This is a genomic window from Microbulbifer mixtoriginis (SeqCode), assembly GCF_052466695.1.
This window is the reverse complement of record NZ_CP174285.1, coordinates 948,047-962,008: the sequence shown is the minus strand read 5'-3', so window position 1 is coordinate 962,008 and position 13,962 is coordinate 948,047. Positions and strand designations below refer to the sequence as shown.

The following is a 13,962-nucleotide window of genomic DNA, read 5'->3' as shown; positions in this document are numbered from 1 at the left end:
GATTTGCGGCAGCTCCATTAAATTACCATTCACTACCTGAGCATTCAGTTATCAGTTGTCTTTATCGGAAGGTGTTCTGTCCGTTTAAGGTCAAGTAATCTGATTTATTCGGCGGAAGGTATCAAGTTAATTAGTAGTTATTAGTTTAGCTTTAGACGATAGTATCGAATTCACATCTTTTCAGCTATTAGCTACTAATACAAGTTGCGACAGTCATGCCTCTGCCAATTAGATTTATTTAGATAAACCATTTGCACAAGGCGAGCCAAAGTCACTTTCTCAACACAGAAGCCTAAGAGTATTACGAAATTATTAACGCAATATTTCATGAGATTGCAGAATCAACTTTTAAAAGCTTCGTGAGATCAGTTTCTCACTATACGCCATCTCTGTTTGACCCGATCAACAACAAGGTCTTACATTGCTGAACGAATTTTGAAGTTCGAACAGCCAGCATACATCACTTACTTTATCCAATAATAATTTAATATACGGCATTGCATGAAATTCGTGGAACTTTCTAAATTATATGATTAATTTTTAAACAAAAAATAGTTCCCCTCCAAAGAGTTACTTCTATTTGGTCAAAAAAAACAATATAGGACTTGATCATGAAGCTCAAAAAAATAGGTGCGTGTATCGTACTTATGTTTATTCTAATTTTACCAGCATATGCCCATGCAGGATTGTGGGATAAATTTACAACCTGGGTTGTTGATACTTGGGATACTGTTGAAGAGAGAGTTGAAGAGATTATTGAGGATGTCGTTACAACTGTAGAGGATGGTGTAACGTCAGCAATTGGTTTCTTTGTAGATACCGGTGAGTGGATATACGATGGACTAACGACCGTGGTTGAAGGTTCACTTAATTTCTTCTACGGCGTTGCCGATGGTACAGTCACGGCATTAAATTACTTCGGCCTGGATCTCGATATATCGGACTGGTTCACCACGGGGGGGCAGAATTCCGAGGACGGTGCGCGGCTGTGGAGCCTTACAGACTATGATACGTCCTCGCATCCTGCATATTTAAATGCCTTCCGTGATCGGCAGGTAGCTTATATCGAACGCGTTCTTGATTCATCCAAAGCCGAACCTAATAACGATCATTATGTACTCAGGGCATATTATGATTTACCACTGGATAAAGAGGCTCTGGCTCGGGGGCTGACCGATCTTTTTACACCAGGAAAGCACGCTTACAAAAACCCTGATATGCGCCTGATAGAATATATTAGGCTATTGGCAGAGAGTGATGAGTACGATGATATTATCCTGAGTGAAATTATCAAACTACCTTATTGGCAGGATGAAGATACTGAAGGAAAGCGAGTTTACACTTCTGAAAATCACGTACTTATGTGGCTATCTTCCAGCTGGTTACTATCTGAAATGGAAGGTTGGGATATAGGTGGTGGGCCCGAAAAACTAAGGGAGCGTCTTGTACGTTATCTGGAGGTTAAAAAGCAGTTTGGAGTATATGAGTCCACTTCAAATGTTTATAGTCCATTTTCCCTAACAGCATTGTTAAATTTATACGACTATGCCCAGGATACAGAGATTAAAACCCTAGCTGGACAGGTTGCCCTTATTTTTCTTAATGATATCGCTATGGTCACCAACGACCTTGGTGCTGCTATAGCTGTCGATTCAAGGACCTATGAAGGTGTTCACCAAGATCTTAACTTCTTGAATAATAAGTTCGCACGATATATCGCGTTGATTACTGGCAAAGGTCCACAAGATTTTACGGGTAGTACCCATATGGATATTTTTGCCATGACTTCACTTGATGTCAGCAGTGTTGCCTATAATCGCCTTGAAAAACTTAATGGTGAGATTAACATAAGCTATTCTTCCGGCCACCCTATCACTGAAGTTGATACTGTTTGGTCTGGGTTGGACCTCCAAGATAAGTTAATTTTCTCTCAATCTGCCGGCGCCTATGCCCACCCAGAACTGATTGATGAGATGCTGGAATATTACCTGAATCCACTTGCCGGTCTGAACTTCTTTTTGGAAGATTTGATTGTGGAGTCTAACCTGGCAGATGACGTAGTCGACATGTCAGGTGTTCTTCTTACTGAAACCAGTGCACCTTTCACCACAAGCTCAATTATTTCAGAAAAAACCATGGATCTGTATCGCCATGGTAATGTGCAATTATCGTCATACCAGGATTTCCATGCGGGGAATGCAGGTTGGCAGCAGCTGCCCTGGATAGCAACAACCGGTACTATACCGGTTTATACTCGTTCAGGTGCGGAATACGGTGGCTGGAAGGCTGGTGGCCAGGAGCAAATGAACACGCACTTACCCTATATAAAGCAAAATGAGAATGTAGCCCTGATTTTGTACAAACCTGCGATGGAGCTGCGCTTTATGGATGGTGTTAACAGAGCAACTGACTTTTTACCTGTAGATGACTTTCTAACTGCACCAGTAAATTTGCATTGGCCAACAGAGCAATTCGATGAAGCAACCAGTTTCCAGAACTGGTTGTTTGCACGTGAGGGTGATGGTTATGTGGCTGTTTATCGTCACTGCCTGGATACCAAAACCTTTATTCGCAATGAAGAGGTTGTAGAAATTTACAGCTGTAGTGCTGATGAACAAGTCTGGGCAACAGTTGTTGGTAATACGCAGACTCACGAAAGCTTTAGTAATTTCATTTTTACTGTTTCACAAGCCAAGATCAAAAGCAAATGGTACTGGAGCTGGGCAGAGACCCGGCATGTATGGGAGACAACTTTAGAAGTCGATGGAAAGACCTTAAGTTTTGGCTGGGAAGCAAACGTAGATGATTTAACGGATAGAGAAATGTGGGAATTGGCCAGTGCTAATAACGCATCTACTATCGAAATGGCTTCGGTGAGTGGATTCCAGGTCAATAATGTAACAGACACAGAAACTAATACGGGGCATGGTAACTGCGAGAGTTCAAACGATGTGCTTTTACATCAAAACGTAAGCTTTAACGGTTTTGATCCAACAATATTACGTATGGCAGAGGCCGATAACGGTGAATGCTATCTGATTAACGTAGAAGATCAGTCACAAGATATGGAATTGATCCATGAAGGTGAAAAGGTCGATGTAGTGCGTTTTACTAACCGGCGCTTTGTAGGTGGCGAGGCTGATAAGGCTTACGGGATAAATCACGAATGGACTACTATAGAGTTGGACTTCAGTTATGAAAACCCTGTGGTGTTTGCTTCAGTAATTGGTATTGCCGGCACTGACCCGATAACAACTGAGATTCGCAATATCACTTCAACCAGCTTCGATGTGCGTGTTGCGGAGTTTGCCTGGAACGATGGCATCCATACATCGGAAATGGTGCATTATGTAGTGATGGAGGCTGGTAGTTACTCAATTGCCAATGGATTGCAGCTTCATATTGGCGCCGTTGCACTGGAAGATAATTTGAGTGGCTCCCCGGACTTTGAAACTGTCGGGGTCGACTTACAGGATTACTTACTGATCAGCCAAGTACAAGGTAGTGACAGGGATGAAACACTAAGCACGCGTGTCAGAAATAAGAAAACTGGCACATTTGAAATGAGCCTGATGGTACAGGAGGCAAACAGTAATAATGAGGAAACTATAAAGGCAGTTGTAGGTTATATGGCTGTCGGAAAGCCCCCCGTTAAATCCTTAAAAGTGGCACTTAAAGGTGCCCACGGGAAGTATCTGGGCGCCGCAGGTAATGGAGGAAATGGCAAAACTGCCAACGCCAATGCCTCAGTAATTGGTAGCCATGAGACTATTGTCCTTACAGGAAATAGCCTGCAACAAGGTTGCCTAATAGACGGGGATGACGTGTGGCTGCAAAGCACCGATGGTTATTACTACAGTGCCCAACAAAGTGGTGCTTTAGATGTCGATAGAACGGCTAGGTACAGCTGGGAAACATTTAAGTTGATCAATCACTCAGACAATTCGGGCTGTTTACAAAATGGTGACTTGATCTCCTTATACAACCCAGAACATGGTAATTACATCGTTGCAGAATCAGATGGCCAGGCTAATGCGAATCGCAAAGCAATAGGTTCCTGGGAGAAATTTATTGTTTACGATCTAAACGATAACTAACAAGTACCAGGCGGGCACCCACATCCATTCTTACTGGGTTTGGGTGCCCTAATCTTTGGAGATTACGTATCTGCAAAATTATCCTGTGTCAATAAGCTAGATAGATACTCATCAGTGATCCTAACTCGGAGCTTTTCAAGCTCCAAACTTTGGCTCCGGGAGCCCCCGAACACCAAGGCCATGAATAGCAAAAATACTACCTGGCTGCGGGTGACGAGCCAGTTCCTCAGGAGTTACAAATGATTGCTGTGAAGTAACATAGAGAGTTTCATAATTGTCGCCGCCGAATGTGACGCAGGTGGGACTTCGGATCGGTAGGTCAATCTCACGATCAAGGCGGCCCTTAGGATCAATCCTTAAAATCTTACCGCCAAGATTCAAAGCAAACCAATAATACCCTTCAGCATCGACTGTTGCGCCATCTACAATCGCGGGCTTACGCTCTTGAACTGAAAAGAACGGCCTTCGGTTACTGATACGGCCCTCATCCATATCCAAGTCAAATACATAGACCATGCCACCAATGGTATCGCCAAAGTACATACGAGTGTCCTCTGGGTCGAAAGCAATCCCATTGGAACATACAAAGGAAAAGTCTTTAGCAACCTGGCGCACGCTAAAATCAGGCTCAAGGCAATATAAATGAGAGACTTTACCTTTCAATTGCGTATCCATACTACCGCACCAAAAACGCCCTCTTCGATCGATCTTTCCATCGTTTAACCGGTTTTGGGGTAGATTCGGTTCCGGATCAACAACTTTCTCAAACTCCCCTGTTTCGAGGTCAATGGTGCAGAATCCTGAATTGGCAGCGCCAACTAACCCTCTCCCCTTACGGAAACCAAAGGACCCTACCTGCTCCGGCATTTCCCAAGTCTTTCTTTCACCAGTAGAGATGTTTAGCCGCCGAATCGATGGCCGCCGGGGCCCTGCCAGATCAACCGAAGGGCCAACATGATCCGCCCAGTAGATAGAGGTGTCTTCTGCATGCCAGATGGGTGTTTCTCCCAATCCATCGTTACACTCCCAAAGACATTCAATCTCCATTGTCAAAACCCTTCTTAATAGTTTCAGTAGGTCTTAGACTTGAAACTTGGATGGAATAGGAACATCAATATCCTCAGTATGTAGCAATGCGGCCTCTATTCCAGCATGGACACCAAGTGCTGAGGTCTCTCTGGACATGCTGGGTGTACCAAGGTTTTCGGGCAAAGCCGCTACTTGAGGTAATTGCGGAAGGTGAATCCACCCTGCGCGTATATCCAGCTGATTGCTGGCAATAAAGTGCAAAACGCCATACATCAAGTGATTACAGCAAAAAGTGGCGGCATTATCCGAAATATCTGTAGGCACTCCGGCTTCACGCATTGCCCTAACCATAGCTCTGAGAGGAAGATTACTACGATAGGCTACCGGTCCATTGGCAACCGTAGGTGCGCCCTGCATCTCTACGCCACGATTGTCCTTTAGGTTGTATCGAGTAGAATCGTTAAAATTTTGAGCAATTCGCTCTATAGTAACCATCGATCGCCCACCATATTCACCCATCATGATCACTATTTGTGGACGGAGCTCATCTATAGCGCTAGTTACTACGTCAATACACTCAAAGAAGTTACTAGGAACCAGGATTCCAAAAACATCTGAATTCCCAATACGGGTACCATCCAAAACACGCATTACCGATTCTGCAGGATTTATTGGCGTATGCCCGAATGGTTCAAATCCGGTCACTAAAACCTTTTTCATGACAATACTCTTTGAGTCGTTTGAAATTGGCCTTCAGAAATATGTTGTCTGATTCTATTAATCAAGAATAGAAACTTTTAAGGGCTCAGACTTAAAAGAACGGCTTTGCTGATAGGTTTGATTGGCACAATATGCCAATTAAGAGGCTGTTTTGAACCATAGATCTGTAGAAAGACAGCAGAAGCGTTTTTCAGATAGACGTGAACTTGGTCTCCATTAACCAAAGCGCAATCTGTAGGCTTATACCTCGGTATGTCGACCAGTGCCTAGCGACACGCATCTCTCACTGAGAGTGAGTGTACTTAAACTCTCTCTGATATCACACCGCCTGGAATGAGCCGCCAGCAAGGGTGGTACGGTGCATCATAACTTCCGGAGCAAACCTGCCCTGCCCTGCCCTGCCCTACATATACAGAGTTTTTTCTGCCTAAATTTGTAATGATAAATATTTGTGCAATTAAGTACTTTACTTGGCTGTCCACTGCATTCCATCAACAACTTCATTTCCTTTCTATGTCTGCCTCCAATCAATCACCAGCACCAATCATCGATAACCTGAGTAATCTTGAGAATCCATTCCGCTGCACCAGCTTTTCCGCTAATCATTATCTCAGTAAGCAGATTCCTGGTGCGGATACCGATCTGGAGTTCATGCTCAAGTTTCTTTACAGCTACAACGGTAGCCAGGCAACGTTTAATAGTTATCGCCGCGAACTTGAACGACTACTGCAGTGGGCTTGGCGTATCGAAGAAGTTTCAATCTTGTCGCTCAAGCGTGAGCATATCGAGGATTTTGTTCAGTTCTGTATTGAACCGCCACTTGCCTGGATCGGTACAAAGAATGTCGCCCGGTTTAAAACTAGAAACGGCGAACGTGTTGTTAATTCAGATTGGCGGCCATTCGTAGTCAGTATATCTAAGGTTGAGTTTCGTTCAGGTAAGACACCATCCGCCAAGGACTTCCGGCCATCTCAGGCGGCCATCAAATGTATCTTTACTGCACTGTCTTCTTTCTTCGACTTCCTGTTTCAGGAAGGCTTGGTTCCCGCCAACCCTGTAGCATTGATCCGCAAAAAAGTAAGTTCGTCCGGCGTGAGCAACAAAGCCAGGTAGTTAGGCGCATCAGCAATCTGCAGTGGGATTATGTGTTAGAAACTGCTGAGGTTATGGCCGAGAAGTCACCACTTGAGCACGAGCGTACATTGTTCATTATGAACGCCCTATTCGCTATGTACCTGCGTATCTCTGAGCTGGTTGCCGATGAAAGATCGGCACCCGTTATGGGTGACTTCAAGAAAGATCGCGACGGAAACTGGTGGTTTCACGTCACCGGTAAGGGCAATAAAGGCCGAGCCATTACCGTGTGCGACCAGATGTTAAGTGCCTTAAAGCGATACAGAATCCACTTGCAGCTCCCTGCTCTGCCCAGCATCAATGAGCAGACACCCTTGGTGCAAAAATCTCGCGGCAAGGGACCTGTCACCAGTACACGTCAAGTTCGACATATCGTACAGAACTGTTTCGGTGCCGCTTACCAACGGATGGAAGAAGGCCTTGGTGAAGACGCGGAAGACTTGAAAGCTGCCACGGTGCACTGGCTAAGACACACTGGAATCTCCGAAGATGTGAAATATCGTCCCCGGGAACATGTTCGTGATGATGCAGGCCATGCAAGTATGGCCACAACCGATCGCTATATTGATTCCGATATGCGGGAACGGCATGAAAGCGGACGAAGCAAGCGGGTTAAGGAGGGGCGGTAAAACTACCGCCCTACTCTACTGTCAAGTATGCCCTATTCGCCGAGGCGTTTGTATTATGCACGCGGTTGCTGTGCAGGATCTTCTTATGCGTAATTGGGAGGATACAAAAGCCTGCGTACTAAAGGCCTTTTTAGAGTTACTATCTAGTTAGACATCAATCATTTTGCGTTAATCAAGGGGATTATTTATAGATGTTGTGAATTACAAGATAATCACTAAAGTCTAACCTTTTACTTTCACCTCAAGATTCTGTTAGGCAAAAAAAACATCAATACCAATGAAAGAAATAAAAATATATTTATAGAAAAAAGGGCGTCTTTCAGACCAGTATTTGCGGCTCTCGAAACTATATCTGAATAAGCTAATCTGATTTTTTCTGGCAACTCTGAGACATACTTTTCTTCTTCAGGGACAGAGATACTATTAAATATATCTTCTAATTTGACAACCTCTTCCTGGCGAGTTCTATCTGATAAGGTTTTTCCCTCTATATTGGCATACGAGTCTGCCATACTTGCATATACGGATCCAAAAAGTATAGAACCCGCAAAAGCCACAGCAAAACCTTGCCCTAATATTTCTTTCATAGTTTCAGTTAAACCTGACGCTGCTCCACTATTTTCAGGTTTAACATTCATCATCGTAACTCCCGTATATTGGGCCATTATTAATCCGCCCCCTATTCCCGCAATAATCATAGGAACTAGCAACTCAAGAGGTGTCATATCCATTCTGGCCAACTGCCCGGATAACCATATTCCCAGGAGCATGCAGATTGCACCAAAAATCAGAATCCATTTTGGTGCAATATTTTTTCCGAGGGGTGGAGTTAAAAATGATAATATCGCTAAAATTGCTGTGAATGGTAATGTTGTTAGGGCCGTTGAGAGCGAGTCCATCTGAACACCAGCCTGTAGATATACAGAAACAACAAATAGAAACCCCGCATTTACCAGAAAAAATAAGCCACCAACGAACAATCCTAATGAAAATGATATATTTTTAAACAGGGTTAAATCTAACAATGGGACTTTCCCATGCTTCTTCAATCTAACACATCGAACAATAAACAAGAATATTGCAATTAGACTCACCCCATAAATAATTGGAACAACTGACAGCTCTCCAAAGGTAATAGTGTTTCCAGCGATTACTAATGGCCTCTTCTCCCACAACCAACCATACTGCCCAGCAAGAGTTGTGCTTACTAAGAAGAAACCAAAACCTAGCGTCGACAAGATGACACTTCTGACATCTATGCTTATCGTTTTATCGCCTTCTGTTTCAGGAAGGGAATGAGCCATCAATAAAGTAATTATTCCAAATATAGGAGATAAAGAAAGTGATACGCGCCAATTAACATTGTCAGCTATTAAACCAACAATTACTGGAGCTAATGCCGATACAGCTGAAAGAACAGCTCCATAAACCCCAAAAGCCAACACCCTCTGGCTACCATGATAATAATTCATGATTAAAGCGATTGATGTGGGCACAACCATAACCATCCCCAGAGGCCAAACAATGGCCCACCCTACAATGAAAATAAGGGTATTTGGGCTTAAAATGACAATTATCATCCCAAGAACATAAATGGCCACTCCAATAGAAAATATTTTCTTTTCTCCATATTTATCACCGAGCCTTCCTGCTGTCACCATTAATGCCCCACCAATTAACGAAGCAGAAACAATAACGGCCTGTAAGGTTGAAACCGTACTTTGAAGGTCATTTACGATCGGAGATATAAGAACATTTACACCAAAAGTTGTTATATAAAGCATCACATTTGACAGAGAAATAACAATCATTGGAAACCAGCTGCGCTCAACTTTTGACATTTTATTTAATCTTAAATTAAGAGCTGAAATACTAAGACTAATGATAACTAGTTAATCCATGGAGGAATAATATCCCGTTGAAACACCTCATCTTGTGTTTCAGGTCGCTTAATCCAGCTAGCTTTATGGCCACTCACCAATAGCATACCCGGTCGAGGGAGAGCGTTAAAATTACACGCATAGGTTTCTATATATGAGCCAGTATTGAGGAACGCCAATATATCTTTTGCAGCAACTTCTGGCATCATGACTTGCTCAGCAATACATTCATAATTACACGTTATTCCTACAACATCATATGGAGCATACTCGGGTGAATTTGCTCTGTTGGCTAATAAAATATCAAATGGAGGATTTGTATTTAAGCTGCCTATACCTAGAAAACACTCAGAGGTATCAGTCTCTATCCAACTGCGGGCAATATAGTTTCGTTCCAATTTTATGTTATGAACTTTTGTTAAATGGATAGCAGTTTCATTGTGGAGTGCTCTTCCTGGTTCAATCTCAAGTACAATCCCTTCCGTTGAAAGGCCTAGTTTTTGCATTGATTTTCTAAATTGCTTAGTAATCATCTTTGCATAATCTTTAGGTGTAGGAGTTTCATAATCCGTTACCGGGACTCGGGTCTCATGATCATTAGAGGCTGCAAAGCCACCACCCACTGAAACTATTCTCGGTACCCAATCCCCTCCCATTAACATACTTATTTTACCTATAAGTGATGCATAGTCTCTCATTAAAGCCTTCCAGAAGGCCGCTTTCTTAGAATGGCGTCCTGCATGAGTATGAAAGCCTACGAGATCACACCATTTCGAGCTTTTAAGCTGTGGAATCATATCTACAAGCTCACTGTGAGGGATACCATACTTAACAGTTTGTGTCATTTCTCGAATAGTACGATCAGGGTAAAAATCTGAATTTAGATCAAGATTCTTTAGCCAGGGCTTGACCCTAAGTATTACAGTAGCTTTCTTTTTTAAAAATTTAGCTTCCTGCTCACAATATAAAAGCTCTATAGGACTATCTAAAACAATGGGAATACCTAGATTTATAGCTTTACTTATAATCTCTCGTCCCTTAATAGATCCATTTACAGCTATATCCTTTAATGGAACATTTCCTCGAAGAGCCAGCTCCAACTCCCCCTTACCGAAAGTGTCACAACCGGCCCCTTCTCTTGTCAGTATTTTACGTATTGCTGTAACAGGATTTGCCTTAATCGCGGCCATAATTCTGACCTTACCCTCAGGCCATTCAGACTCAAATGCCTTCCTATATGATCTTAAGTTTTTAACCAAATGGTTTTCTGATACAACAAATAATGGGGTTCCATATTTCTCAGCAAGCTCAACCGTATCACAGTCTTCAATGAACAAATGGCCATTCCTAACGGATAGAAATTCATTTAAATATTTATATTCCATGCAAAGTCCATTTAAAGTAAATTAAACTATAAAATCCTCATTTGTATATCACAGGCTTGCCTTACCCATAGCTAAAGGCCATTCAGTCTTTTGTTTTTCTCCCTTACGCTTAGCTACACAATCCGCCAGCCAACAGAGCAGTTTCCAACTAATACCGCATGCTATATATGCGTCTCTATGTGTAGAGTCTAGGTATGGAGCATATTCACATACATCAGCACCAACAAGATCAATGTCTCCATTTTTTCTGAGATATCGAATAATGTCCCATATTTGTCTAGACTTTAGTCCAAAGGGCTCCACCGCTGAATTGGAAGCATTATCCGTAGCGTCAAGGCTATCGAGATCTAGAGTGAAATATGTAGGTCCATCTCCAACAACCTCTAAAATCCTTTCTGCAATTTTGTCCGTCCCCAGCTCAAATACTTGATCGGCAGTATAAGTAGTTACGCCAAAATTTTTTGCATGTCCACCAACCAAGGCTGTCATCCTTCCCCGGATACCCATAGTTATCATACGTTCTGGGTCGAGATATCCCTCTGCCATATTTTTTGTGAATTGATTGCCAGAGTGATATGGATAGTTAAAATCCGCGAAGGTTACCAGGTCATAATGCGCGTCGAAATGAATCAAACTTAATGGGCCAAATTTTCTGCCGAGAACATTAATTGGTGCATAGCTAATTGTATGATCACCACCCCAGGTAAATGTGACACAGTCATTATCTAGAACTATCTTTTCATATTCCTGGATTATTTTAGATACCTCATCAGACAAATCAAATCGCCCGTAAGTATCAATATTTCCATAATCTATGATTCTACATGTATCGAAAGGTATATCCCAACCTCCATCAGGATTTGGTTCGATAGTCCCCATGGCATTCTTTGAAAACTCACGAAGGACTTTTGGACCATATTTATGAGATGCATTCATCGGCGCAGCCTTTTCTAAGGGCTGGCCAACTATTACGAGGTCTGCATTTTTACAGTCCCGAGAGTAAGGCGACATAAAGCCACCTAAATAATCCTTGTTTAGGTTACCAACAACTTCTAATCCAACGCCGCCCATCTTACCCATTCTTTGTAGGTGAGACGCTACTTCCGGGTCTATCCCATCAGAGCTTCTAGAATGTTTCCATAAATCCTGAAGACGTGCTTTTTTCTCTTTCGACATTTCTGGATAAGGGTAATTCCTTTTACTCATTTTTACGTCCACTTAAATAACAATATGAAACACCTTAAATTATATCTAAGTATGAGCCAATTTATTGAATGCAGAGATAGAAAGCCCTGCACTAAAACCACCATCAACATTAATGGCTTGACCATTGATAAAGGTACAGTCATGTGACGCTAGAAAATGTATCAAAGCGGCAATTTCATCTGGATGTGCAATGCGTCCCAAAGGAACAGCAACTTTTTCCATAGCTAATTGCGGTTCGCCGCCTTCTGCTTGGGCCATTGGTGTATCAACGGAAGTTGGGCATATGGCATTTACCCTAATATTTTGTGCCCCTAACTCCAATGCTGCTGTCTGTGTAATACCAACAACTGCCCATTTTGATGCAACATATGGAGCAAGGTAAGGAACGCCAGATTTTGCGGCGGCTGAAGCAACATTGACTATGGAGCCACCATACTTCATATGAGGTGTGGCGTATTTTATACCAAAAACGACTCCCATTGTATTGACGCTGTAGTTTGCCCCAAAGTCATTGCAATCTACGTTAAGCAGCGTTTCATATCCTTTGTTTATGCCTGCACAATTAACCAAAGTATCTATTTTCCCAAATTTTTCTGCTGCGTAATTCATTAATTCTTTTACTTGTGACTCACTTGATACGTCTGTTTCAACAAAGTCGCCGCCTTCTATATCCCGAATTGCATTATCCCCACTACCAATACCCGCTATAATGACGTGAGCGCCAGCCTTATGGAAACGTTTTGCAGTGCTCAATCCAATTCCTGAGTTTCCTCCAGTTATCACTGCCACTTGGTCATTAATATCAAAGAATCTATTCATAGCTTATTTCTCCAAAATTCGGTTTTCCTAGGAACTGTTAGTTTTCGGCTGCTATCATTTTTTTGTTAAGGTTTTTGACCTTTTAATTGGATTAATTTTTTCAAAAGAAATGAGTGAGGAAGCGCAAGTGCTGAGCATTTTGAATGCTCACATGGAAATCTTATTAAATACAATATAATTATATGAACCTAAAAGTAAGCTATTACCTCTTAAATATTACTAAATTCCTGGAGACAAGCCTCCACTTACAGGTAATACAACACCTGTAATATACGATGCCTCATCACTTGCTAAAAAAGCTATTGCCGCAGCAACCTCAAAGGGTTCTGCTGGGCGCCCTAACGGTATAGATGAGTTTTCTTGTTCGGCTGCCTGAGAAATAGAAATTCCTTCGCCTTCAGCTATTGCCGCATAAGCTTGCTGCAACATATCTGTATTGATTGCACCAGGTGCTACAACATTAACCCTTATGCCCTTGTCTGCATATTCTAAAGCTAAAGCTTTGGTTGCACCTACCAATGCATGCTTTGTAGCTATATAAGGATATGGCATACCCGCAGAAACCCCGATACCAGCTGTAGATGCAACATTGACTATTGCCCCAGAACCCTCTTTTTCCATTATCTTCAGTACTCCCTTACACATAGATAATGCACCTTTTACATTGATGCTGTAATTAATATCCCAATCTTTATTCTCATTTTCATTTAAAATGGCGGATCCAAATCCAACCCCAGCGTTATTGACTAAAATATCAATGCGACCAAATTTATCTGCCAGGTCATTAACTGCATTATCTATTTGATCAGGTTTTGACATATCTATAAATATATATGTAGCCTCCCAGCCACTAGATTCTATTTCTTTAACATTACATTCAAGGCTATCCTTTGACTTTTCTCTCCCTGCAAGGATCACAGTTGCTCCTAATGAGGCTAGTTTTATTGCTACAGCTTGACCCAACCCTTTTTGCTTGGTAGCACCAGTTATAATCGCGATCTTACCTGAGAGTTTTTTCATAAAGCAGGCTCTGAGATTAATAGCTAGTTATATAGTAGCTAAC

Annotated in this window: 10 protein-coding genes; 3 read left to right on the top strand and 7 right to left on the bottom strand. The window is 42.2% G+C overall.

The features are described from left to right. Positions 1–611 precede the first annotated feature (611 nt). Entirely contained in the window at positions 612–4,097 is a 3,486-nt protein-coding gene (locus ACJJI0_RS04240) for a fascin domain-containing protein (protein ID WP_444884803.1), read from the top strand. Between the two features lie 135 nt (positions 4,098–4,232). Here the strand turns inward: ACJJI0_RS04240 and ACJJI0_RS04235 are convergent, their stop codons facing one another. Together ACJJI0_RS04235 and pcp are read right to left on the bottom strand one after the other, a co-directional pair. Further along, positions 4,233–5,144 (bottom strand): SMP-30/gluconolactonase/LRE family protein, encoded by a 912-nt coding sequence (locus ACJJI0_RS04235; RefSeq protein WP_444884802.1) that lies wholly within the window; start codon positions 5,142–5,144, stop codon positions 4,233–4,235. Between the two features lie 33 nt (positions 5,145–5,177). Then, entirely contained in the window at positions 5,178–5,846 is a 669-nt protein-coding gene (gene pcp / locus ACJJI0_RS04230; RefSeq protein ID WP_444884801.1) for a pyroglutamyl-peptidase I, read from the bottom strand. A 438-nt stretch (positions 5,847–6,284) separates the two neighbouring features. Here pcp and ACJJI0_RS04225 point away from each other — a divergent pair, with 438 nt between their 5' ends. Beyond that, positions 6,285–6,959, top strand: coding sequence for a site-specific integrase (locus ACJJI0_RS04225; protein WP_444884800.1), 675 nt, complete (start codon positions 6,285–6,287; stop codon positions 6,957–6,959). A gap of 32 nt (positions 6,960–6,991) precedes the next feature. Then, positions 6,992–7,609 carry a site-specific integrase gene (locus ACJJI0_RS04220; protein ID WP_444884799.1) on the top strand — a complete coding sequence of 206 codons (618 nt, stop codon included), beginning with the start codon at positions 6,992–6,994 and terminating at the stop codon, positions 7,607–7,609. Between the two features lie 236 nt (positions 7,610–7,845). Here the strand turns inward: ACJJI0_RS04220 and ACJJI0_RS04215 are convergent, their stop codons facing one another. From ACJJI0_RS04215 to ACJJI0_RS04195, 5 genes are all read right to left on the bottom strand, one after another. Further along, positions 7,846–9,450: an MFS transporter gene (locus ACJJI0_RS04215; protein WP_444884798.1), complete on the bottom strand. Its 1,605-nt coding sequence runs from the start codon at positions 9,448–9,450 to the stop codon at positions 7,846–7,848. 47 nt (positions 9,451–9,497) lie between these two features. After that, positions 9,498–10,874, bottom strand: coding sequence for a diaminopimelate decarboxylase family protein (locus ACJJI0_RS04210; protein WP_444884797.1), 1,377 nt, complete (start codon positions 10,872–10,874; stop codon positions 9,498–9,500). A gap of 48 nt (positions 10,875–10,922) precedes the next feature. Further along, a complete protein-coding gene (locus ACJJI0_RS04205) occupies positions 10,923–12,080 on the bottom strand; it encodes an arginase family protein (RefSeq protein WP_252081697.1) in 1,158 nt (385 codons plus the stop codon). A gap of 45 nt (positions 12,081–12,125) precedes the next feature. After that, on the bottom strand, positions 12,126–12,899 hold the full coding sequence (locus ACJJI0_RS04200) for an SDR family NAD(P)-dependent oxidoreductase (RefSeq protein WP_252081698.1): 774 nt from the start codon (positions 12,897–12,899) through the stop codon (positions 12,126–12,128). Positions 12,900–13,118: 219 nt separating this feature from the next. After that, entirely contained in the window at positions 13,119–13,919 is an 801-nt protein-coding gene (locus ACJJI0_RS04195) for an SDR family NAD(P)-dependent oxidoreductase (RefSeq protein WP_252081699.1), read from the bottom strand. Between the last annotated feature and the right edge of the window lie 43 nt (positions 13,920–13,962).